Here is a 22,689-nt window from a genome sequence, read left to right as displayed (position 1 = left end):
GCGGCCGTGGAGCCGTCCCGGCGCCGAGCGCCCCACGACATCCCGGATCACCCGGTAGCCGGGCGCCCGAGTTCCGCCGTACCGTCCGAGTCCCACCCCCGTCCCCGCCGAACCCCCGCCGAGCCCCCGCCGAATTCGCCCCACCCGCCGCTCGTCCACCGTCGACCACATCACGAGGAGCCGCCTGATGTCCGACTTCGTACCCGGACTCGAAGGAGTCGTCGCGTTCGAGACGGAGATCGCCGAACCCGACAAGGCGGGCGGCGCGCTCCGCTACCGAGGCGTCGACATCGAGGACCTCGTGGGCCATGTCTCCTTCGGGAACGTATGGGGCCTGCTGGTCGACGGCGCGTTCAACCCCGGGCTGCCCGCCGCCGAGCCGTTCCCCATCCCCGTCCACTCCGGCGACATCCGCGTCGACGTGCAGTCCGCGCTGGCCATGCTGGCGCCCGTCTGGGGACTCAAACCGCTCCTCGACATCGACGAGGCGCAGGCCCGCGAGGACCTCGCCCGCGCCGCCGTGATGGCGCTGTCGTACGTCGCCCAGTCCGCGCGCGGCCAGGGCCTCCCCATGGTCCCGCAGCGGGAGATCGACAAGGCGGAGACCGTCGTGGAGCGCTTCATGCGGCGCTGGCGCGGCGAGCCCGACCCCAAGCACATCGCCGCCGTCGACGCCTACTGGACCTCGGCCGCCGAGCACGGCATGAACGCCTCCACGTTCACCGCCCGCGTCATCGCCTCCACCGGCGCCGACGTCGCCGCCGCGCTCTCCGGGGCGGTCGGCGCCATGTCCGGCCCGCTGCACGGCGGCGCGCCCTCCCGTGTGCTCCACATGATCGAGGAGATCGAGCGCACCGGCGACGCCACCGCCTACGTCAAGCAGGCCCTCGACCGCGGCGAGCGGCTCATGGGCTTCGGGCACCGCGTCTACCGCGCCGAGGACCCGCGCGCCCGCGTGCTGCGGCGCACCGCCAAGGAGCTGGGCGCGCCGCGCTTCGAGGTCGCCGAGGCGCTGGAGCGGGCGGCCCTCGACGAGCTGCACAACCGGCGGCCGGACCGGGTGCTGGCCACCAACGTCGAGTTCTGGGCGGCCATCGTCCTGGACTTCGCGGAGGTCCCGGCGCACATGTTCACCTCCATGTTCACCTGCGCCCGCACCGCCGGGTGGAGCGCGCACATCCTGGAGCAGAAGCGCACCGGCCGCCTCGTCCGCCCCTCCGCCCACTACATCGGCCCCGGCCCGCGCAGCCCGCACGACATCGAGGGCTGCACAGACCCCTCCCGCTGACCGCCGCGCAGGACGTCCTCGAGGATCCGCGCCCACTGCGCCACCACCCGGTCGCGGCGGGCGCGGTCGTCGGTGAGCAGGTTGGCGAGGCCGAGGCCGCGGGCCATGTCCAGGAAGCCCTGCACGGACTCCCGCACGCCCGGCACGGTCTCGTCAACGCCCAGCGCCTCCACCGCCATCCGGTGCGTCTCCCGGCCGATCCGCGCTTCCAGGGCGGCCACGCGCGCGCCCAGCTGCTCCTCGTACGAGGCCACCACCCACAGCTGGAGCGCGGCCCGGAACAGCGGGCCCGTGTACAGGTCCGCCAAGGCCTCGACCACGGCCGCGATCGACTCCCGCTCACCCTCGTGCCCGCCCTCGTGCGAGAACAGCGTGCGCAGGGCGGCCGAGCGCTCCTCGGCGACATGCTGTACCGCGGCCGTGAACAGGTCCTCGCGGGTCGGGAAATGATGCTGGGCCGCGCCCCGCGACACCCCCGCCCGCTCGGCCACCACCGCCACCGTGGACCTGGCCCAGCCGTGCTCGGCCAGACAGGCCACGGCCGCCTCCAGCAGCCGCTGCCGCGTCGCGCGGCTGCGGTCCTGCTTGGGGTCGCGCAGCGCGGCGCGCGGGGCGCTCACCGCGCCTCCCCGCCGCCGCGCACCGCGCCCGCGTCCTCCCGCGTCAGCTCCGACACCCACACCGGATCCCGCCGCTCCAGAAACGCCGCCATGCCCTCGCGGGCCTCGGCCGAGGCGAACAGCGCCGCAGACCGCTCCGCCAGCCGCTCCGCCTCCCGCTCGAAGACCCCCAGCACCTCCGCCGTGACCAGCCGCTTGGACTCGGCGAGCCCCTGCGGTGACCCGCGCCGCAGCCCGTCGAGCACCGGCGCGAGCAGCTCGTCCACGTCCGCTCCCGGGTCTCCCAGCGTCACCAGGCCGATCCGCGCCGCCTCCGCCGCGTCGAACCGCTCCCCCGTCAGGAAGTAGCGGGCCGCCGCGCGCGGGTCCAGCCGGCGCAGCAGCGGTATGGAGATCATCGCGGGCGCGAGCCCCAGCCGGGCCTCGGTGAAGGCGAAGCTCGCGCCCCCGCCCGCCGCCGCGATGTCGCACGCGCCCAGCAGCCCCAGGCCGCCCGCCCGGACATGCCCGGTCACCCGCGCCACCACCGGCTTCGGCAGCTCCACGATCGACCGCAACAGCGCGACCAGATCCAGCGCCGCCGACGCCGAGGGCGGCTCGCTCAGATCCGCGCCCGCGCAGAACGTGTTGCCGGTGTGCGTCAGCAGCACCGCCCGCGTGCCCGCGTCCCGCCCGGCCGCCGCCAGCGCCTCGCCCAGCTCGGCGACCAGCCGGGCGGAGAGCGCGTTGCGGTTGTGCGGCGAATCGAGGGTCAGCGCGGTGACACCGCGCGCGTGCGCGCGCCGTACGTGAGCGTCCGTCATGAGGCCGTCGTACTCCCTTCCCTGGCGCGCAGCTCACGCCTGAGGATCTTGCCGGTGGCCGAGCGCGGCACGGCGCCCGTGAACTCCACGCGCCGCACCTTCTTGTACGGGGCCACCCGCCCGGCAACGTACGCGATCACCTCGTCCGCCGACAGCGCGACCCCGGGCCGCGCCACCACATACGCCGTGGGGATCTCGTTGCCGTCCGCGTCGCGGACCCCGACCACCGCCGCGTCCACGATCCCCTCGTGCGTCAGCAGCACGGCCTCCAGCTCGGCGGGGGCCACCTGATAGCCCTTGTACTTGATCAACTCCTTGACGCGGTCCACCACGAACAGCCAGCCGTCCGCGTCCACATGCCCCACATCGCCGGTGCGCAGCCAGCCCTCCGCGTCGACCATCGCCTCCGACTCCGCCGCCCGGCCCAGATACCCCTTCATCACCTGCGGCCCCCGGATCAGGATCTCGCCGTCCTCCCCGACTCCCAGATCCCGCCGCGCCCCCGCCGTCTCCACGATGCGCATCTCGGTGCCCGGCATCAGCCTGCCGACCGTCCCCGGCGGCACGTCCCGCGCGGCGCGCGGCACCACATGGCAGCCCGGCGACAGCTCCGTCATCCCGAACGCCTGAAGCAGCGGCGGAATCCCCAGCCGCCGCGCACACGCCTCCGCCAGACCCGCGTCCAACGGCGCCGCCGCGCTCATCACATACCGCAGCGACGACAGGTCGTGCCCGCTGACCGCCGGATGCTTGGCGAGCGCCAGCACGATCGGCGGCGCCACGTACAGGCCGGTCACCCGGTGCTGCTCGATCGCCGCGAGAAACCGCTCCAGATCGAAGCGCGGCAGCACGATCACCGTCGCGCCGTCCCGCAGCGGCGCGTTCACCAGCGCCGTCAGCCCATAGATATGGAAGAACGGCAGCACCGCCAGAATCCGGTCCTCCGGCCCCGTCGGCACCAGCGGGCGCAGCTGCGCCAGATTCGTGGCCAGATTGCGGTGCGTCAGCATCACCCCCTTCGGGGTGCCCGTCGTCCCCGACGAGTACGGCAGCACCGCGATGTCCTCGCCCGGGTCGATCTCCACCACCGGCTCCGGCGCCGTGCACTCCAGCATCTCCGGAACCGACCGGTGACCCTCGACGGCGTCGCACACGAACACCTCGCGCACCCCGCCCGCCCGCTCCCCCGCCCGCCGCGCCACGCCCAGCAGCGCCGACGTGGTGACGATCCACTCCGCCTTCGCGTCCCGCAGCTGCTCCGCGAACTCGTCCGCCGTCGCCAGCGGATGCACCGTCGTCACCGCCGCGCCCGCGCGCGTCGCGCCGTACAACACCACCGGATACAGCACCGAGTTCGGGCTGTGCAGCGCCACCACGTCGCCCTTGCGCACCCCCGTCTCCGCCAGCGCCGCCGCGAACCGCCGCGTGGCGCGGTCCAGCTCCGCGTAGCTCAGCGCCGTGCCGTCCACCCCGTCCACCAGCGCGGGCCGGTCGCCGAACTCGGCGCTCGCCCGCGCCAGCACGGCCTCGTGGATGGGCAGGTCCAAGAGCGGGACATCCGGGTACTCACTGCGCCACGCCATCGCGGATCCCTCCGTAGGTCCTGGTCGGTCCGTCAGTACGACTTGGGCAGCCCGAGCGTCTGGTGCGAGACGAAGTTGAGGATCATCTCCCGGCTGACCGGCGCGATCCGCGCCACCCGCGCGGCCGTGATCAGCTTCGCCAGCCCGTACTCCGTCGTCAGGCCGTTTCCGCCCAGCGTGTGCACCGCCTGGTCGACCGACTTCACCGCCGCCTCCGCCGCCGCGTACTTCGCCATGTTCGCCGCCTCCCCCGCGCCCGCGTCGTCCCCCGCGTCGTAGAGGTGGGCCGCCTTCGCCATCATCAACCGCGCCAGCTCCAGTTCGATATGGGCCTGCGCGAGCGGATGTGCCACGGCCTGGTGCGCGCCGATCGGCTCCTTCCACACCTGGCGGACGCGCGCGTACTCCACGGCCTTCGCCAACGCGTGCCGGCCCATCCCCAGCGCGAACGCCGCCGTCATGATCCGCTCCGGGTTCAGCCCCGCGAACAGCTGGAGCAGCCCCGCGTCCTCGTCCCCCACCAGCGCCTCCGCCGGCAGCTCCACCTCGTCCAGCACCACCTCGAACTGCTTCTCCGCCGCCACGACCTCCATCGGGATGTGGTGGTATGAGAACCCGGGCGCCCCGCGCTCCACGATGAACAGGCACGGCTTGAGCCTGCCCGTGCGCGCGTCCTCCGTGCGGCCCACGATCAGCGTCGCGTCCGAGATGTCCACGCCCGAGATGAACACCTTCCGGCCGGTCAGCAGCCAACCGCCGCCGGGGGCGCGGCGGGCGGTGGTCGTGATGCGGTGCGAGTTGGATCCGGCGTCCGGCTCCGTGATGCCGAACGCCATCCGCTTGCTGCCGTCCGCGATCCCCGGCAGCCAGGCGCGCTTCTGCTCCTCCGTGCCGAAGCGCGCGATCACCGTGCCGCAGATCGCGGGCGAGACCACGAGCATCAGCAGCGGGCAGCCGGCCGCGCCCAGCTCCTCCAGCACGATGGACAGCTCGGCGATGCCGCCGCCTCCGCCGCCGTACTCCTCGGGCAGGTTCACGCCGAGATAGCCGAGCTTGCCGGCCTCGGCCCAGAGGGCGTCGGGGTCCGTTTTCTCGCTGCTGCGACGCTTGGCGAAGTCCGCTACGGCGGAGCGGAGGGCGGTGCGTTCGGGGCCGTCTATCAGGGGGCTGGTGCTCGGGTCATGGGTCATGTGCGGCTCCTCCCGGGTGCGGGCTACTGGTTGCGGTGCTCGGTACGGGGCGGGGCCGGGGCCTCCGGGGCTGTCACCCTGGACCGCATATTTACGGCGCCGGTGCCCGGAAACGCTGACTGGGCCGGAACTTCGCGCCACAAATATGCGTAAGCGTCCAGGGCACCACCCCTGCACCCCCGTCCCCTCACGTCTCGTCCCCCTCCGCCACCACCACCGCCAATACCGCCCCGACCTCGACCTGCCGGCCCGGGGTGGCGTGCAGCGCGGAGAGCACACCGGCGGCGGGCGCCGTGACCCGGTGTTCCATCTTCATGGCCTCCAGCCACAGAATCGGCTGCCCCGCCTCGACCCGGTCGCCGACCGCCACCTCGGCGAGGCGGACGACCGTGCCCGGCATGGGGGCCAGCAGCGAGCCCGGTTCGGTACGGGCCGTCGGGTCGGGGAAGCGGGGTAGGGCGGTGAAGGCGTGGCAGCCGAGGGGCGAGTCGACGTAGACGTCCTCGCCGTACGTGTCGACGTGGAATGTTCGGCGTACGCCATCGATCTCCAACACGGCCTGATGGGGGTTCAATTCAAGCAGGCGGGTGTTCGGGTGGTCGTCCGCGATCAGGCCCTGGCGGGTCAGGCGGTAGCGGACCTCGTGCTCGGTGCCGTCGGGCTCGGAGCGGTAGCTCTTGATCTGCGGCTGCGACGGTACGTTGCGCCACCCGCCGAGCCGCCCGGCCACGGTCGCCGGCCGCCGCGCCGCGTCAGCCAGGGCGGCGGCGAGTGCGGCGAGGGGGGCGGTGTCGTCGTCGGTGGCGGTGAGTTCCCCGAGGTGCCGTTCGAGGAAGCCGGTGTCCATGCGGGCGTCCTCGAACGCGGGGTGGCGCAACGCCCGTACGAGCAGCTCCCGGTTGGTGACGGGCCCGTGCAGCCGGGCCCGTTCCAGGGCGTGTGCGAGGCGGCGCAGGGCCTCGGCTCGGGTGGGCGCCCAGGCGATGACCTTGGCGAGCATCGGGTCGTAGTGGATGGTGATCTCGTCGCCGTCGGACAGTCCCGAGTCGACCCGCAGCCAGTCCTGGCCGGGGCCGAGGTCCACCGGCGGGGAGCCGCCGACGAGACGGGAGGGGGCGGGGGTGCAGGGGTGGTGCCCTGGACGCTTACGCATATTTGTGGCGCCAAGTTCCGGGTTCCCCGCGGTTCCGGGCACCGGCGCCGTAAATATGCGGTCCAGGGTGACAGCCCCGGAGGCCCCGTCCCCGGACCCGCCACGAACACCCTGCGCACCCCCCACCGGCCCGGCACCAACAGCAGGCGCACCCCCCACCGGGCCGGCCGCGAACGACAGCCGGTGCATCACCCCCGTCCCCGGGCGCCACCCCCGCGCCGGGTCCTCCGCGTACAGCCGGGCCTCCACCGCGTGGCCGTGGGGCGGGGGTGGCTCCGCGGGCAGGGGTACGCCCTCCGCGACCCGTAGTTGCAGCGCCACCAGGTCCACCCCGTACACGCGCTCCGTCACCGGGTGCTCCACCTGGAGCCGGGTGTTCATCTCCAGGAAGTACGGTCGCCCGTCCCGCCCCACCAGGAACTCCACCGTCCCCGCCCCCCGGTAGCCGATCGCGCGCGCCGCGCCGACCGACGCCTCGTCGAGGGCGTGGCGCAGCTCGTCGGTGAGCCCGGGGGCCGGGGCCTCCTCGATGACCTTCTGGTGGCGGCGCTGGAGGGAGCAGTCGCGGGTGCCGAGCGCCCAGACCGTGCCGTGCGCGTCGGCGAGGATCTGCACCTCGACATGGCGGGCGCCCTCGACGTACGGCTCCAGGAAGACCTCCGCGTCGCCGAAGGCGGACAGCGCCTCCGCGCGGGCGGAGGTCAGTTCGGCCGGGAGGGCCGCGAGGTCGTGTACCACGCGCATACCGCGCCCGCCGCCGCCCGCTGCCGCCTTGACGAGGAGGGGGAGGTCGTCGGGCGTGGCGCGGTCGGGGTCGACGGGGGCGAGGAGGGGGACACCAGCGGCGCGCATGAGGTCTTTGGCGCGGGTCTTGGAGGCCATGGCCTCGATCGCCTCGGCCGGGGGCCCGATCCACAGCAGGCCCGCGTCGGTGACGGCGCGGGCGAAGCCGGCGTTCTCGGAGAGGAATCCGTAGCCGGGGTGGACGGCGTCGGCGCCGGCCGCGAGGGCGGCTTTGACGATGAGGTCGGCGCGCAGATACGTGTCGGCGGGGGCGGCGCCGGGGAGCCGTACGGCCGCGTCGGCCTCGCGGGTGTGGGGCGCGGCGGCGTCGGGGTCGGAGTGGACGGCGACGGTGGCGATGCCGAGTTCGCGGCAGGTGCGGAAGATCCGGCGGGCGATTTCCGCGCGGTTGGCGACGAGGAGGGATCGGATCACGGGTTTGAAAATCCTCACATCCGGAAGACGCCGAAGCCGCCGCGCGCGCCCTCAAGGGGCGCGGTGTGGATCGCGGAGAGGCACAGGCCGAGGACGGTGCGGGTGTCGCGGGGGTCGATGACGCCGTCGTCGTACAGCCGCCCGGAGAGGAACAGGGGGAGCGACTCGGACTCGATCTGCTGTTCCACCATGGCGCGGAGGGCGGCGTCGGCGTCCTCGTCGTACGGCTGCCCCTTGGCGGCGGCGGACTGGCGGGCGACGATCGACAGGACGCCGGCGAGCTGCTGGGGTCCCATGACGGCGGACTTGGCGCTGGGCCAGGCGAAGAGGAAGCGGGGGTCGTAGGCGCGGCCGCACATGCCGTAGTGCCCGGCGCCGTACGAGGCACCGATGAGGACGGAGAGGTGGGGGACGCGGGAGTTGGAGACGGCATTGATCATCATCGCGCCGTGTTTGATGATCCCGTCCTGCTCGTACTCGCGGCCGACCATGTAGCCGGTGGTGTTGTGGAGGAAGAGGAGCGGGATGTCGCGCTGGTTGGCGAGCTGGATGAACTGCGCGGCCTTCTGGGACTCGGCGGAGAACAGGACGCCTTGGGCGTTGGCGAGTATGCCGATCGGATAGCCGTGGAGGGTGGCCCAGCCGGTGGCGAGGCTGGGGCCGTAGCGGGGCTTGAACTCGTCGAAGTCGGAGGCGTCGACGATCCGGGCGATGACCTCGCGGGGGTCGAAGGGGACTTTGAGGTCGCCGGGGACGATGCCGAGGAGTTCGTCGGGGTGGTATTTCGGGGGCTCGGCGGGGCCCGGGTCGGGTTGCGCCTTGCGCCAGTTGAGGCGGGCGACGACGCGGCGGGCCTGGCGGATGGCGTCGGGCTCGTCGAGGGCGAGGTAGTCGGCGAGGCCGGAGGTGCGGGCGTGCATCTCGGCGCCGCCGAGGGATTCGTCGTCGCTCTCCTCGCCGGTGGCCATCTTGACCAGGGGCGGGCCGCCGAGAAAGACCTTGGACCGCTCCTTGACCATGATCACGTGGTCGGACATCCCGGGGATGTACGCGCCTCCGGCGGTGGAGTTGCCGAAGACGACGGCGATGGTGGGGATGCCATCGGCGGACAGGCGGGTGAGGTCGCGGAACATCGCGCCGCCGGGGATGAAGATCTCTTTCTGGCTGGGGAGATCGGCGCCGCCGGACTCGACGAGGCTGATGACGGGGAGGCGGTTGGCGCGGGCGATCTCGTGGGCGCGCAGGGACTTCTTGAGGGTCCAGGGGTTGCTGGCCCCGCCGCGCACGGTCGGGTCGTTGGCGCTGATCAGGCACTCGACGCCCTCGATGATGCCGATGCCGGTGACGACGGAGGCGCCGACGGGGTAGTCGCTGCCCCAGGCGGCGAGCGGCGAGAGTTCGAGGAACGGGGTGTCGGGGTCGAGCAGCAGCTCGATGCGCTCGCGGGCGAGGAGCTTGCCGCGCTTGCGGTGGCGGGCGACGTACTTCTCGCCGCCTCCGGCGAGGGCTTTTGCGTGCTCGGCTTCGAGCTCGGCGAGCTTGGTGAGCATGGCCTCGCGGTGGACGGCGTAGTCGGCGCCGTGCGGGTCGAGGGCGGAGGCGAGCCGGGTCACAGGAGGTCCTCCGGTATGTCGAGGTGACGCGAGCGCAGCCACTCGCCGACGGCCTTGGCCTGCGGGTCGAACCGGGCCTGGGCGGCGACGCCCTCGCCGAGGAGGCCGTCCACGACGAAGTTGAGGGCGCGCAGGGCGGGGAGCGTGTGGCGGGTGACGGGCAGGCCGTCGGTCTCGGGGAGCAGCGCGCGGAAGCGGTCGGGGGTGAGGGTGTGGGCCAGCCAGCGCCAGGCGTCGTCGGTGCGGGCCCAGACGCCGACGTTGGCGGCTCCGCCCTTGTCGCCGCTGCGGGCCCCGGCGACCAGGCCGAGCGGGGCGCGCCGGGTGGGGCCTGGCGGGAGCGGGGGCGGCAGGGGCGGTTCGGGGACGGGGGTGAGGGGGGTGGTGGTGGCGGGTGGGGGGATGGGCGTGCTGGTGCCGTCGGGGAGTACGGCGGTGTGCGGGACGTCGGTGGTGGGGGTGTGCGCCGTTTCGAAGACGCCGTACGGGGAGCCCTTGCCGGGCGGGGCGGTGACGTGGAAGCCGGGGTATCCGGCGAGCGCCAGCTCGACGGCGGCGCCGCTGACCGCGCGGCCGATCTTTTCCGGGTCCGGGTCGCGGACGGTGAGGCGGAGGAGGGCGCTGGCGGCCTCTTCGGTGTCGGCGTCGGGGTGGTCGGTACGGGCGAGGGTCCAGCGCACCTCGGCGGGGCGGCGCTTGGCCAGGGCCGCCTCCATCTGGTCGCGTACGAGGGCGGCTTTGGGCTGGATGTCGAGGCCGGTGAGCACGAAGACGACCTCGTTGCGCCAGCCGCCGAGGCGGGTGAGGCCGACCTTGAGCGTCGGCGGGGGCGGCTCGCCCTTCACGCCGTGGACCCGCACCCGGTCCGGGCCGTCCTGGGTGAGCCGTACGGTGTCGAGGCGGGCGGTGACGTCGGGCCCGGGGTAGCGGGCACCGGCCGTCTCGTAGAGGAGCTGGGCGGTGACGGTGGAGACGGTCACCGCGCCGCCGGTGCCCGGGTGTTTGGTGATCACGCAGGAGCCGTCGGGGTGGATCTCGGCGAGCGGGAAGCCGGGGCGGCGTATGTCGTGCTCGGTGAAGAAGGCGTAGTTGCCGCCGGTGGCCTGGGCGCCGCACTCCAGGATGTGCCCGGCGACCACGGCCCCGGCGAGCGCGTCCCAGTCGTCCGCGCGCCAGCCGAAGTGCGCGGCGGCGGGCCCGGTGACGAGGGCGGCGTCGGTGACCCGCCCGGTGACGACGATGTCGGCGCCGGAGCGGAGGCAGGCGGCGATCCCGGCGCCGCCGAGGTAGGCGTTGGCGGTGAGGGTGTGGGCCGGCCAGTCGTGGGTGGTGCGGAGGTCGTCGCCGGTGATGTGGGCGACGCGGGCGGCGAGGCCTTGTTGGGCGGCGGAGGCGCGTATCGCGTCGGCGAGCCCGGCCGGGTTGAGCCCGCCCGCGTTGCTGACGATCCGTACGCCGCGCTCCTTGGCGAGCGCGAGGGTGTCGTCGAGCTGGTGGAGGAAGGTGGTGGCGTAGCCGCGCGCCGGGTCCTTCTGGCGCTCCCGGCCGAGGATGAGCATGGTCAGCTCGGCGAGGTAGTCGCCGGTCAGCACGTCGAGGGGGCCGCCGGTGAGCATCTCGCGCATGGCGTCGAGGCGGTCGCCGTAGAAGCCGGAGCAGTTGCCGATGCGGAGGGGTGGCTTCGACGTCATACGCGACCCTCGCCCGTGCGCCCCGGGGCCCGGCCCTTGCCGGGCGGTCCGGCGAAGGCCTGGGCGATGTCCAGCCACCGCTCCGCGTCCGGCCCTTCGGCCCGGACCGCCAGGTCCGCGCGGTGCGCGCGCTGGGTGACGAGCAGGCAGAAGTCCAGCGCGGGGCCGGTGACCCGCTGGGGCGCGTCCTCGGGTCCGTACGTCCACAGCTCCCCGCCGGGGGCGCGCAGTTCGACCCGGAACTCCTCGGCGGGCGGCTCGAGACCGCGCACCGCGTACGCGAAGCCCCGCGCCCGCACGCCGATCCGGGCCACATGCCGCAGCCGGGCGGTGGGCGCGCGGCGGACGCCGAGCGTGTCGGCGATGTCCTGTCCGTGCGCCCAGGTCTCCATCAGCCGGGCGGTCGCCATGGACGCCACGCTCATCGACGGCCCGTACCACGGCAGCCGCGCCCCGGCGGGCTGCCCGGCCAGTACGCGCCGCAGCCGCTCCCGCCCCTCGCGCCAACGCCGCAGCAGCTCCGCGGGCGGCAGCGCCGCGCCGAGTTCGGCGGCCTCGTCCACGAACCTGTCCGGCTCTGCGGCGGCCTTCCGCACCTCGGCCGCGAACCCCGCCGGGTCCGTGGCCGCCTGCGCCGCCCGCTCGTCGGTCCAGGCGAGATGGGCGATCTGATGCGCGATGGTCCAGCCCGCGGCGGGCGTCGGCGCGGCCCACGCCTCCTCCGCGAGCCCGGCCACCAGGCCGTCCAACTCCTCGCCCTCGGCGAGCAAATCGCCGAGCACGACCTCCGTATCGGACACGCTGCGCTCCCGTCGTGTGGGGTCCCTGTCGTGCGTCCCGGGAAGGGAGCGTGGCAGCGCGGCGAGAAACAATCAAGCGCGCTTGCATGATTTTGCCGCCCGGTCCCGTCCGGCCCAGCGGGACAGAAGGTCCTTACGGGCGCGTCGGCCAGATCATCGCCTGGGCGACGATGACGCGCTCACCGTTGAAGGTGACGGCAGGGCCTTCGTGCAGTTCGTAGCCGAGAGCGATCGCTTCGCTCACGCGTCGGCAGAACGTGGCGTCGTCCGGTCCGGTCAGGACGCGGTAGACGGGCAGCCCGTCTGGTGGTGTGTTCATGAGGAAGAGAATCCCAGACGGCCCCGGCCCCACGGCTCAGTCGGAACCGCTGCCGGTGAGCGATGGTTCATCGGCGTGGACGGCGGCCACCACTCTGCCTCCCGTGCTGCGGGCGCGCCCGGCCAGCAGGGCGATCAGCAGGGGCGGCAGGAGCAGCAGCCCGAAGGCGGCCCCGTAACCGGCCATCGTGGAGGCGCCCATCGCCACGCAGGTGTTGAGCGTGGCGAAGGCCAGGGCCATCACTGTGACCTGGCCGAGGTTCTGGCTGGTCTGCATCGCGCCGCTGGTGTGGCCCAGCCGACCTGCCGCCCACCACCCCTCCCAGCAGACTCGCCGTCACAAAGCACCCCGCGACCACGGGGAACAGCGACACCCCGTCCAGGTCCCGGGCCGCGGTCGGCAGGGTCGGCACCACGGCGAGCGCGGCGAACCCGGTCAGGAACATCACCGCCGCGAAGCTCGCGGTGGCGGCCGCGTACGTCCGGGAGAACAGCCCCCGCGCCTTCGAAGCCTTCGAACCTTCGGTCACGAGCGCGCAAGCTAATTGGTATGCACCAAGCCGTGCCACTGGTTTTCGCGAGTGACCAGGCGGCACTTGACGGGTTTAACCACGGGTAGAGGCTCACCGTGTCAAGGCCAGAGGGGAGCTCGGCATGCCCGACAACGGTCAGGACCACCTCGGCGTGTGGTTGTGCGACATCCGGAAGCGTCGACGGCTGAAACAGCGAGGCCTGTCGGATGCCAGGGCTACGGCCACTTCTTCTCGATGCGGTCTTCGTAGACGGCGTAGATGGCGGCTTCGCCCCGGGCTACGGCTCGGTAAATGGCCACCTGTTGGCTGTGGAACCGGTGCACCTTGTCCGCAATCAGCAGGTCCTTCTTTGCTCAGGTAGAACAAGGGGTTGCCACCGTCGTCAAGAGCACCGCGCTCATGCGCGCGGTACCGGATCCTCTCGTCCTGGGTCAGCAGAGCCCACCCATTGGCCAGCCCGCAAGCGATCCACTCCTCGTCCGGGACATGCTGCCCGTCATCGGCGTACACCTCGCCGAGATGGCGCACGGACCACCCGGCCTCCCGCAGCAGCGCGACGGTACGGCGCCCCAAGGAGCGGTCGGCAAGGAACTCAGGCGGCTCGTCGGCGGGTTGTCCGGCAGATCGCTTCGACCTGCTCACGCGTCAGCCCGTACTCGTCCGCGACGGTCTCCAGCGACTCCCCGGCCTCCCACAGACCGACGATCGCCTCCACCTGGACCTTGTTCTCGGCGACGACCGGCGCGCCCCAGCCGAACCGCGGATCGATGATCACCGGGGCGACGTCCGGATACTGGCGCAGGCGTAGTCGGTAGGGGTACTGATCGCCGCTCTCCCATGCGATGTAACGCAGGTAGTCGGTGATCACCTCTCTGATGGGCCGCTGACCGTCGCGGGCGCGAGCCAGATCGCCATCCGCGTACTCCACGAAGATGTCCACGCCATCGGTGGCGATTCGCCGGGTGGCCAGCCCGTACTCGTCGCCGAACGCCAAGCGGACGGCTTCCGCCGCCTCCCTGATCTTGGACATGCTCAGACAGTCGCGCAGCGAGCGGAGCACATACGCCTCGACGATCGCCACGAACGGGATCGACGGCCAGCCGCGCTTGACCGGCTGGACGCCGTGCACGAGCGGGGATCCGGCGGCGCTCTCGCGGTGCAGCCAGCGCTGGAGCGTACGGTCGGGAATGTCCAAGTGCCGGGCGGCGTCCTGGACGCTCAGAAGCGGGTCGCTGAAGCGGTCCACCATCGCCGGAACCCTCCCGTTTCGGACCATTTTTGAGCACAGCGTTTGTCCACCCCCACGGTATGCCGAGCCCCGCAGGCTTAACGAGAGCGGGTGCGCCCAGGCATCACGGTCAGGCCGCAAATCACCCGAACGAGACCTTCCGGCCGGCGCGGTGGGCCGCCTCAGCTCCCGTGTCAGCCTTGGATCTCCCGCCCCAGCGCCTCGATCGCTGCGGCCGTCTCCGGGTCCGGGTCGCCGACGGTCATGCGGGAGGTGCCGGCGGAGAGCCCGCGGGTGTGCTGGGCGTGCTTGATACGGCCGATGCTGGGGCCAAGGAGGTCGACCGTGCGGTCGACGCGGTCCTGGAGGGCGGGCAGGTCGTCGGCGCCGGAGGCCAGTGCGGCGGCCAGGGCGAGGAAGGGCTCGGGGAAGGCGGCCGAGCAGCCGGAGACGGCACCGGCGCCGCCGGCGGCGAGGACGTCGGCGAGGCGGCGGTCGTTGCCGGAGTAGACCTCGAAGTCGTCGGGGAGTTCGGCGCGGTAGGCCGCGACCTCGGTGGAGGGCGCGCCGCTCAGCTTGACGCCGGTCAGGCCGCAGGAGGCGGCCAGCTTGCCGAAGAGGACCGGATCGACCGTCAGGCCGCTGCGCTCGGGGAAGAGATACGCGTACAGCTGGGCGGTGGGGGCGGCCTCCCGGATGCGGCCGAAGTACGCGAGGAGTTCGTCGGCGCTCGCGGGGAGGTAGTACGGGGTCAGCGCGGCCAGCCGGCGGGCGCCGGCCGCCACGGCCGCGCGGGCCAGCCGGGCGGCGCCGTGGGCGTCGGGGGCGCCGATGTGGGCGATGACGCCGTCGGCGCCTGCTTCCGCGAGGGCGGTCTCGGTCAGCAGCATGCGCTCGCCCTCGCTGAGGGCGGGGAACTCACCGGTTGTGCCCGCGACGAGCAGCTGTCCGGTGGTGCGGGCGGCGAACGCGTACTGGGCGCGGGCGGCGGGCAGGTCGAGGTCGCCATCCGCGGTGAACGGGGTGGTCAGGGCGGTGACGACGGTGCGCTGAGCGGTCATGGTCCGGTTCCTTTCCTCGGCGGTGCGGGTGGGGGCGTGGCGCGGAGCGTCAAGGCCGCCCCGGGTCACGCTCACGGGTAACCGTTATCGGTTAACCGTTGACATGATCTTAAGGGGTGGCGAAAACTCTTGGCGTCCCCACACCCTGGATGACCTCTGGAGCCGCCCGCCATGCCCGACGACCACCTCGTGACCCTGTATCACCTCAATGACCTGGGCCCCGATGAGCTGCGGCGGCTGCTGCCCGGCCACCCGGACCTGCGCATCACCGAGATCGGCCCCGACGAGGACCCGCACGACCACCGGGCGGCGCTCGCCGACGCGACGGTCGTCCTCGCCCCGCTGGAGAAGGAGCGCCGCATCACCGCGGAGCTGCTGGCTCAGATGAGGCGGTGCCGCCTCGTGCAGTCCGTGGCCGTCGGCTTCGACGGGGTCGACCACCGCGCCGCGGCCGAGCTGGGCATCCCGGTCGCCAACCTCCCCGGGTTCAACGCCGACGCCGTCGCCGACTGGGCGGTCGGCGCGCTGCTGTATCTGGTGCGGCACTACGCGGCCGGGCACGCCCGGATCGCCGGGGGCGGCTGGGGCCCCGAGGGGCTGCGCGGGCGCGATCTGGCCGCGCTGACCGTGGGCATCGCCGGGTTCGGCACCATCGGCCGGGCCGTCGCGCGGCGCCTCGACGCGTTCGGCAGCCGTGTGCTGGTGCATGACCCCGTGCCGTCCGAGCCGGAGCGCGAGTACGTGCCCCTGGACGAACTCGCCGCCCGCTCCGATGTGCTGACCCTGCACATGCCGCTGAACGACGCCACCCGCGGCCTCGTCGGCGACGCCCTGCTGACCCGTATGCACCAGGGCTCGTACGTGATCAACGCAGGGCGCGGCGGGGTCCTCGACGAGGACGCGCTCGTACGGGCCCTGGACAGCGGGCAGTTGGCCGGGGCCGCGCTCGACGTGTTCGCCGAGGAGCCGCTGCCCGCCGGCTCCCCGCTGCGCGGCCGGTCCGACGTGCTGCTCACCCCGCACACCGCGGGCGTCACCCACGAGGCGTACCACGCGATCAGGGCGCGGCTGGTCGAGAGCCTGGACCGGGTGCTGTCGGGCCAGGCGCCCCGCAACGTCGTCAACGGCGTCATCGTCAACCACGCCCAGCCCGCCCCGGCCAGGTGAGCACGCGGTAGATGTGCGTGCGTCAGGGCAGCCGCTCGGCCAGGACCTCCGCGAGGTGGCGGGCCCGGCGCCCTGCCAGCTGGTCGAGCTGCGTACGGCAGGAGAAGCCGTCCGCGAGGACTTCGGCGGCGGGGTCGGCGCCGCGTACGGACGGCAGCAGTTGCTCTTCCGCGCAGGCGACGGAGACGTCGTAATGCCCCCGCTCGAAGCCGAAGTTGCCGGCCAGCCCGCAGCACCCGCCGCTCAGCTCGCCCGTCAGGCCCGCGCGGGCGCGCAGTCGGCGCTCCGCCGCGTCGCCGAGGACCGCGTGCTGGTGGCAGTGGGTCTGCCCGACGGCCGGGCGGTCGATCTTCGGGGGCCGCCAGTCGGGGGCGTGGTCCTCCAGCGCCTGGGCGAAGGTGGTGACGGAGTCGGCGAGGCGGGCGGCGCGGGGGTCGGCGGTGCCGAGGAGTTCGGGCAGATCGGTGCGGAGCGCGGCGGCGCAGCTGGGCTCCAGGCCGACCACGGGCAGCCCGGCGTCCAGGGCCGGGGCCATGACGTCCAGGGTGCGCCGCATGACGGACCGGGCCCGGTCGAGCTGCCCCGTCGACACCCAGGTCAGCCCGCAGCACACCGGCCCCGGCGGCACGACCACCCGCAGCCCGGCCGCCTCCAGCACCCGCACCGCGGCCTGCCCGACGGACGGGGAGAGGTAGTTGGTGAAGGTGTCGGGCCACAGCACGACGGTGGGGGTCTGTGCGCGGCCGCCGGCCCGCGCCGCCTCGCCCGCCCACGGGCGGGCCGCCCCCGCGGCGGGCTGCCCCGGCGCGGACGCGCCACCGCCGCCCGGCCCGGCGCCCGGGCCGCCCCGCTCGTCGCTGCCGCCCCGCGCAGCGGCCCGCGCCCGCCTGCGCCACCAGCGGGTGAAGGGCTCCGGGGCCAGCTCGGGGATGTCGCGTTCCGGCGCGATGCCGCCGACTCGCTTCGCGAGCGCGGCCAGCGGCGCCACGCCCGCCAGCGCGTTGGCGACCGGCGCCGCCCGGAGCGCGGCGGCGGCCCGGAGCCAGACCGGCAGCCGGCCCATCGAGTAGTGCGCGGCGGGCCGCAGCCGGCCCTCGTAGTGGTGGTGCAGGAACTCCGCCTTGTACGTGGCCATGTCCACCCCGACCGGGCAGTCGCTGCGGCACCCCTTGCACGACAGGCACAGGTCGAGCGCTCCGCGCACCTCCTCCGAGCGCCAGCCGTCGCGCACGACCTCGCCCGCGAGCATCTCGTGCAGCAGGCGGGCGCGGCCGCGCGTGGAGTGCTGTTCGTCGCCGGTGGCGCGGTACGAGGGGCACATCACGGCCGCGCCGGAGACGGACTCGTTGCGGCACTTGGCGACGCCCACGCAGCGCCGCACCGCCGCCGCGAAGTCGCCGTTGTCGTGCGGATAGCCGAACTCCACGTCCACCGGGCGGCTGGGCAGCACGGCGAAGCGCAGGTTCTCCTCCATGCGCTGCGGGCGGGCGAGGGCGCCGGGGTTGAGGCCGCCCGCCGGGTCCCACAGGTCCTTGAAGCGGGAGAAGAGCCCGACCATCTCGTCGCCGTACATCCTGGGCAGCAGTTCGGCGCGCGCCAGGCCGTCGCCGTGTTCGCCGGAGAGCGAGCCGCCGTGGGCGACGACGAGGTCGGCGAGGTCGGTGGAGAAGCCGCGGAAGACCCGGATCCCGGCCTCGGTGAGCAGGTCGAAGTCGATGCGTACGTGGATGCAGCCGTCGCCGAAGTGCCCGTACGGCGTGCCGCGCAGCCCGTGCTGGGCCATCAGCGCGCGGAAGTCGCGCAGATACGCGCCGAGTCGGGCGGGCGGCACGGCGCAGTCCTCCCAGCCGGGCCAGGCCTCGCTGCCGTCGGGCATGCGCGTGGCGGTGCCGGAGGCGTCCTCGCGGATCCGCCACAGGGCGCGCTGCCCGGCCGGGTCGGCGACGACGGTGTGGTCGGTGGTGGCGTCGGCGGCCGCACGGGCCAGGGCCTCGGCGCGGGCCAGGGCCTCCGCCCGGGTCTCGCCGCCGACCTCGGCGAACAGCCAGGCGCCGCCCCCCGGCAGCCCGGTCGCCCCCGCGACCAGGTCGGCGGCCATGCCCTCGACGGTGAGCGGGCCGTGGGGCAGCAGGGTGTGGGCGGCCTCGGCGGCGGCGCTCTCGTCGGGGTAGCCGAGGACGGCGAGCGCGCGGGCGGCGGGGGCGTCCACGAGGCGTACGGTCGCCTCGGTCAGCACGCCCAGGGTGCCCTCGCTGCCGGTGAGCGCGCGGGCCACATCGGCGCCCTTCTCGGGCAGCAGCGCGTCCAGGGCGTAGCCGGAGATGCGGCGGGGCAGTTCGGGGAAGCCGGTGCGCAGCAGGGCGAGGTTGGCGTCGACCAGGGCGCGCAAGGCCTCCCGCAGCCGTGGGGGCAGCCCGTCCAGGCCGCGCCCGGCGCGCAGCCGTTCGCCGCCGTACGTCACGACGTCCAGCTCCCGTACGTTGTCGGCGGTGGTGCCCCAGGCGACCGAGTGGGAGCCGCACGAGTTGTTGCCGATCATGCCGCCGAGGGTGCAGCGGCTGTGGGTGGACGGGTCGGGGCCGAAGGTCAGCCCATGGGCACCGGCCGCCGCCCGTAGGTCGTCGAGGATCACACCGGGCTGGACGACGGCGGTGCGCGCGTCCGGGTCGAGGGAGACGATGGACCGCATGTGGCGGGTGAAGTCGAGGACGACGCCGACCCCGGTGGCCTGTCCGGCGATCGATGTGCCGGCCCCGCGCGCCACCACGGGCACCGCGCGCTCGCGGCACACGGCGAGCGCGGCGGCGACGTCGTCGGCGTCGCGCGGCGCGACGACCCCGGCGGGCACCCGGCGGTAGTTCGACGCGTCCATCGTCATCAGCGCGCGGCTCGTCGTGTCGAAGGAGACCTCGCCGCGCACGGCCCGGCGCAGGGCCCGCTCCAGGTCTTGTGCTTCGCCTGTCTTGTCTGCTCCGCCTGCTCCGTCTGCCTCGTGATCAACCATGTTTCCCATGGTCCCCGGCGAGGGCCCGGATGAGAATGTCGAGTTCCGTTTCAAAGACCTGGTCGTGTGTCACGGCGCGCAGATGGGGCGCCAGCGCGGCGAGCCGGGGGGCGTCGGCGCGCCGCTCGGCCGCGTCGAGGAGCGCGGCGTTGCGCCGGGGCGTGGTCGGGTCACCCTGGGCGGCCTCCCGGTGGGCGCGGCCGAGAACGAGGTCGATGAAGACGAGGTAGTAGCGGGCGGTGGTCGGCTCGTCGTGGCCCGCCTCGGAGAGGGTCTCGACGATCGTCTCGGCGAGGCGCAGCCCGCCGGGGCCGTGGTTGCCGCGGATCACGATGAGTTCGGCGAGCCCGGGGTAGGCGGTGAGCCGCCGGTGCATGCCGTGCGCGAGGTGGCGCAGCCGTTGCTGCCAGGGGCCGTTTCGGGCCTCGTCGGGGATCACCTCGGACTCGGCCACGGCGTCGGCGACCAGGCCGAGCAGCGCGTCCTTGTCGGGGATGTGCCGGTACAGCGCCATCCGCGAGGCGCCCACCTCGGCCGCCAGCCGCCGGATGGTCAGCGCGGCCATGCCCTCCCTGCGGGCCAGGGCGACCGCCGTCTCGACGATGTGCGCCCGGTCCAGGCTGCCCCAGGCGCGCCGCTCCCCCGCACCTGAACCATCTTCCAAGGCTTGCGTGTTCACGTGCCGAACCGTACCGGGCAACAACTTGCGGACAGTGTCCGCAAGTTCCTAAGGTATGCCTCACCTAACTACCTCCGGAGGTGGGGCGATGCTGGTGCTCGGATTACTACGTGGCCGCCGCGGCACGGCCGAAGGGGGCACTGGGCCGAGCCTCGTCGTTCCCGCCGTGCTGACGGCGGCGCTCGCGGCGAGCATGGCGCAGACGATCGTGATCTCGGCCCTTCCGGCGTTCGGCCGCTCCCTGCATGTCTCCGGCGCCGCCACCACCTGGCTGCTGACCTCCTTCATGCTGGCCAGTGCCGTCACCACCCCGATCGCGGGCCGGCTCGGCGATCTGTTCGGCTACCGCCGGGTGCTGCTGGCCTGCCTCGGCTGCTTCACCGCCGGCACGCTGCTCTGCGCGCTCGGCGCCGAGGCGGGCTCGCTGCCGCTGCTGCTGGCCGGGCGCGCGGTCTCAGGCGTCTCGGGCGGGGTGTTCCCGCTGGCGTTCGGCCTGGTCCGGACGGCCGTGGAGCCGCATCGCGCCCGGGGCGTGATCGCCATGCTGTCGGCGATGTTCGGGGTCGGCGGCGCGGCGGGGATGGTGCTGTCGGGCCCGATGTCCGGCGCGTTCGGCACGGCCTGGCTGTTCTGGCCGCTGCTCGTCCTGGCCGGCGCCGCCCTGGCGCTGGCCCGGCGGCTGCCGCCCGGTGCGGCGCCCCCCGGCGGGCGGGTCGACCTGGCCGGCGCGGCGCTGCTGGGGAGCACGCTGGTCTGTCTGCTGCTGGGCATCGGCCAGGGCGCGGCGTGGGGCTGGGGCTCGCCCCGGGTGATCGGCCTGCTGTTGGGCGCGGCGGCCGCGCTCGCCGCCTTCGGCACCGTCGAATCGCGGGTCGACGCGCCGCTGGTCGATCCGCGCGTGCTGCGCCGCAGGCCGGTGGCGGCCACGAATGTGGTGACGTTCATCGTGGGCGCGGCCATGTTCGGCGTCATCACGCTCGTCCCCCGGTTCGTCCAGACGCCGCCCTCGGCCGGGTACGGCTTCGCGGCCTCGGCGGGCGAGGCCGGTCTGGTGCTGGTCCCGGTCGCGGTCGTGATGCTGGCGGTCAGCCCGCTCACCACCCGGCTGCGGGACCGGTTCGGGGCCCGGGCGCCGCTGCGCCTGGGCGTGGCGTGCGGCGGGCTCGCGTTCGCGCTCCTGGCCGTGGCGCACGCCCATATGTGGCAGTTCCACGCCGCGGGGGTGCTCATCGGCGCCGGGTACGGGCTGTCGTTCGCCGCGCTGGGGACGCTGGTCGTCGACACGGCGGGGCCCGCGGACATCGGGGTGGCCAGCGGCGTCAACACGATCGCGCGCACCGTCGGGGGTGCGGTGGGCGCCCAGATGGCGGCCGCGGTCCTCGACGCCGCGGGCCCCGCCGGCGCCCCCGGTTTCCCCGCCGAATCCGGCTACACCAGCGCTTTCGCCGTCTTCGCGCTGGTGGCCTGCGGCGCGCTCGCCGCCTCGTGGGCCATCCCGGAGAAGAGACGCCGTGTCTCATCCGGTGGACACCGGGGCAGGCCGCGCATACCGACGGATTAGGCTTCCCCCGTGGCTGAGATCCAGATTCCCGCTGACATCAAGCCCGCCGACGGTCGCTTCGGCTCGGGCCCCTCCAAGGTGCGCACCGAGGCGCTCAGCGCCCTGGCCGCCACCGGCAGCTCTCTGCTGGGCACCTCGCACCGCCAGGCCCCGGTCAAGAACCTGGTCGGCAAGGTGCGCGAGGGCGTGCGCGAGCTGTTCCGGCTCCCCGAGGGCTACGAGGTGATCCTGGGCAACGGCGGCTCCACCGCCTTCTGGGACATCGCGACGCACGGCCTGATCGAGGCCAAGTCGCAGCACCTGTCGTTCGGCGAGTTCTCCTCCAAGTTCGCCAAGGCCGCGAAGCTCGCGCCGTGGCTGGAGGAGCCGACCGTGATCTCCTCCGACCCGGGTACGCACCCGCTGCCGCAGGCGGAGGAGGGCGTGGACGTCTACGCCCTCACCCACAACGAGACCTCGACCGGTGTCGCCATGCCCCTGGAGCGGGTGGCGGGCGCCGACGAGGGCGCGCTGGTGCTGGTGGACGCGACCTCGGGCGCTGGCGGCCTGCCCGTCGACATCGCCCAGACGGACGTCTACTACTTCGCGCCGCAGAAGTCCTTCGCCGCGGACGGCGGCCTGTGGGTCGCGGCCTTCTCCCCCGCCGCGCTGGAGCGCGCCGCGCGCGTGCACGCCTCGGGCCGGCACATCCCGGAGTTCTTCTCGCTGCCGACGGCGATCGACAACTCCCTGAAGAACCAGACGTACAACACCCCGGCGCTCGCGACGCTCTTCCTGCTCAACGACCAGCTGGAGTGGATCAACGGGCAGGGCGGCCTGGACTGGGCCGTGCAGCGCACCGCGGCCTCCTCGAGCGCGCTGTACGGCTGGGCGGAGGAGTCGAAGTTCGCCACGCCGTTCGTCACCGACCCGGCCAAGCGGTCGCAGGTCGTCGGGACGATCGACTTCAACGAGGACATCGACGCCGCCGCCATCGCCAAGGCGCTGCGGGCCAACGGCATCGTGGACACCGAGCCGTACCGCAAGCTGGGCCGCAACCAGCTGCGGGTCGCCATGTTCCCGGCCGTCGAGCCGTCCGACGTGCAGGCGCTGACCGCCTGCGTGGACTACGTCATCGAGCACCTCTGACATCCGGACAACCCCGGAAGGGGCCCGCGGCCGATTCGGCCGCGGGCCCCT

19 protein-coding genes and 1 pseudogene are annotated in these 22,689 nt (G+C 73.8%); 4 read left to right on the top strand and 16 right to left on the bottom strand.

The genetic code is table 11. From position 1 onward, the window contains the following. Positions 1–187 precede the first annotated feature (187 nt). Positions 188–1,288 carry a citrate synthase 2 gene (locus ACZ4WQ_RS38675; RefSeq protein ID WP_361184119.1) on the top strand — a complete coding sequence of 367 codons (1,101 nt, stop codon included), beginning with the start codon at positions 188–190 and terminating at the stop codon, positions 1,286–1,288. On the opposite strand, the gene ACZ4WQ_RS38670 is transcribed toward ACZ4WQ_RS38675, so the two are convergent. The 14 genes and pseudogenes from ACZ4WQ_RS38670 to ACZ4WQ_RS38605 all read right to left on the bottom strand — a co-directional run bounded on the left by ACZ4WQ_RS38670 (position 1,225) and on the right by ACZ4WQ_RS38605 (position 15,099). Then, positions 1,225–1,908: a TetR/AcrR family transcriptional regulator gene (locus ACZ4WQ_RS38670; RefSeq protein ID WP_398374715.1), complete on the bottom strand. Its 684-nt coding sequence runs from the start codon at positions 1,906–1,908 to the stop codon at positions 1,225–1,227. The genes ACZ4WQ_RS38675 and ACZ4WQ_RS38670 overlap by 64 nt on opposite strands. Further along, positions 1,905–2,711 (bottom strand): enoyl-CoA hydratase family protein, encoded by an 807-nt coding sequence (locus tag ACZ4WQ_RS38665; RefSeq protein WP_398374717.1) that lies wholly within the window; start codon positions 2,709–2,711, stop codon positions 1,905–1,907. Before ACZ4WQ_RS38665 ends, ACZ4WQ_RS38670 begins: the two co-directional genes overlap by 4 nt. Then, complete coding sequence (locus tag ACZ4WQ_RS38660; RefSeq protein WP_385345362.1) at positions 2,708–4,294, bottom strand: 4-coumarate--CoA ligase family protein; 1,587 nt, start codon at positions 4,292–4,294, stop codon at positions 2,708–2,710. Before ACZ4WQ_RS38660 ends, ACZ4WQ_RS38665 begins: the two co-directional genes overlap by 4 nt. Before the next feature lie 32 nt (positions 4,295–4,326). Further along, positions 4,327–5,484, bottom strand: a complete 1,158-nt coding sequence (locus tag ACZ4WQ_RS38655) for an acyl-CoA dehydrogenase family protein (protein WP_398374718.1) — start codon at positions 5,482–5,484, stop codon at positions 4,327–4,329. A gap of 187 nt (positions 5,485–5,671) precedes the next feature. After that, positions 5,672–7,855, bottom strand: coding sequence for an acetyl/propionyl/methylcrotonyl-CoA carboxylase subunit alpha (locus ACZ4WQ_RS38650; protein ID WP_398374720.1), 2,184 nt, complete (start codon positions 7,853–7,855; stop codon positions 5,672–5,674). 14 nt (positions 7,856–7,869) lie between these two features. Next, positions 7,870–9,468 (bottom strand): acyl-CoA carboxylase subunit beta, encoded by a 1,599-nt coding sequence (locus tag ACZ4WQ_RS38645; RefSeq protein ID WP_398374722.1) that lies wholly within the window; start codon positions 9,466–9,468, stop codon positions 7,870–7,872. Next, positions 9,465–11,159 carry an acyclic terpene utilization AtuA family protein gene (locus ACZ4WQ_RS38640; protein WP_398374724.1) on the bottom strand — a complete coding sequence of 565 codons (1,695 nt, stop codon included), beginning with the start codon at positions 11,157–11,159 and terminating at the stop codon, positions 9,465–9,467. Before ACZ4WQ_RS38640 ends, ACZ4WQ_RS38645 begins: the two co-directional genes overlap by 4 nt. Then, positions 11,156–11,959, bottom strand: coding sequence for a TIGR03084 family metal-binding protein (locus tag ACZ4WQ_RS38635; protein WP_398374726.1), 804 nt, complete (start codon positions 11,957–11,959; stop codon positions 11,156–11,158). Before ACZ4WQ_RS38635 ends, ACZ4WQ_RS38640 begins: the two co-directional genes overlap by 4 nt. A 133-nt stretch (positions 11,960–12,092) precedes the next feature. Beyond that, positions 12,093–12,278 carry a DUF1737 domain-containing protein gene (locus tag ACZ4WQ_RS38630; RefSeq protein ID WP_398374728.1) on the bottom strand — a complete coding sequence of 62 codons (186 nt, stop codon included), beginning with the start codon at positions 12,276–12,278 and terminating at the stop codon, positions 12,093–12,095. 36 nt (positions 12,279–12,314) lie between these two features. Beyond that, positions 12,315–12,554, bottom strand: a complete 240-nt coding sequence (locus ACZ4WQ_RS38625; RefSeq protein WP_361184144.1) for a hypothetical protein — start codon at positions 12,552–12,554, stop codon at positions 12,315–12,317. Between the two features lie 19 nt (positions 12,555–12,573). Further along, positions 12,574–12,807 (bottom strand): annotated as a pseudogene (locus ACZ4WQ_RS38620) (MFS transporter); the annotation flags it as partial. 138 nt (positions 12,808–12,945) lie between these two features. Beyond that, positions 12,946–13,452, bottom strand: a complete 507-nt coding sequence (locus ACZ4WQ_RS38615; RefSeq protein WP_398374730.1) for a PIN-like domain-containing protein — start codon at positions 13,450–13,452, stop codon at positions 12,946–12,948. Continuing rightward, on the bottom strand, positions 13,403–14,059 hold the full coding sequence (locus ACZ4WQ_RS38610; protein ID WP_398374732.1) for a DUF433 domain-containing protein: 657 nt from the start codon (positions 14,057–14,059) through the stop codon (positions 13,403–13,405). Before ACZ4WQ_RS38610 ends, ACZ4WQ_RS38615 begins: the two co-directional genes overlap by 50 nt. A 173-nt stretch (positions 14,060–14,232) precedes the next feature. Further along, positions 14,233–15,099 carry a dihydrodipicolinate synthase family protein gene (locus ACZ4WQ_RS38605; RefSeq protein ID WP_398374734.1) on the bottom strand — a complete coding sequence of 289 codons (867 nt, stop codon included), beginning with the start codon at positions 15,097–15,099 and terminating at the stop codon, positions 14,233–14,235. A gap of 171 nt (positions 15,100–15,270) precedes the next feature. Here ACZ4WQ_RS38605 and ACZ4WQ_RS38600 point away from each other — a divergent pair, with 171 nt between their 5' ends. Further along, complete coding sequence (locus ACZ4WQ_RS38600) at positions 15,271–16,266, top strand: 2-hydroxyacid dehydrogenase (protein WP_398374736.1); 996 nt, start codon at positions 15,271–15,273, stop codon at positions 16,264–16,266. A gap of 22 nt (positions 16,267–16,288) precedes the next feature. Here the strand turns inward: ACZ4WQ_RS38600 and ACZ4WQ_RS38595 are convergent, their stop codons facing one another. Then, entirely contained in the window at positions 16,289–19,270 is a 2,982-nt protein-coding gene (locus ACZ4WQ_RS38595) for an FAD-binding and (Fe-S)-binding domain-containing protein (RefSeq protein WP_398374737.1), read from the bottom strand. Next, complete coding sequence (locus ACZ4WQ_RS38590) at positions 19,263–19,949, bottom strand: TetR/AcrR family transcriptional regulator (RefSeq protein ID WP_385350379.1); 687 nt, start codon at positions 19,947–19,949, stop codon at positions 19,263–19,265. Before ACZ4WQ_RS38590 ends, ACZ4WQ_RS38595 begins: the two co-directional genes overlap by 8 nt. A gap of 88 nt (positions 19,950–20,037) precedes the next feature. Here ACZ4WQ_RS38590 and ACZ4WQ_RS38585 point away from each other — a divergent pair, with 88 nt between their 5' ends. Next, positions 20,038–21,510: an MFS transporter gene (locus ACZ4WQ_RS38585; protein WP_398374739.1), complete on the top strand. Its 1,473-nt coding sequence runs from the start codon at positions 20,038–20,040 to the stop codon at positions 21,508–21,510. 9 nt (positions 21,511–21,519) lie between these two features. After that, positions 21,520–22,638 carry a phosphoserine transaminase gene (gene serC / locus ACZ4WQ_RS38580; protein WP_385350385.1) on the top strand — a complete coding sequence of 373 codons (1,119 nt, stop codon included), beginning with the start codon at positions 21,520–21,522 and terminating at the stop codon, positions 22,636–22,638. Positions 22,639–22,689 lie beyond the last annotated feature (51 nt).

Source organism: Streptomyces sp. NPDC028305, assembly GCF_055569495.1.
The sequence above is the reverse complement of the archived record's forward strand: the minus strand, read 5'-3'. Positions and strand labels throughout refer to the sequence as shown.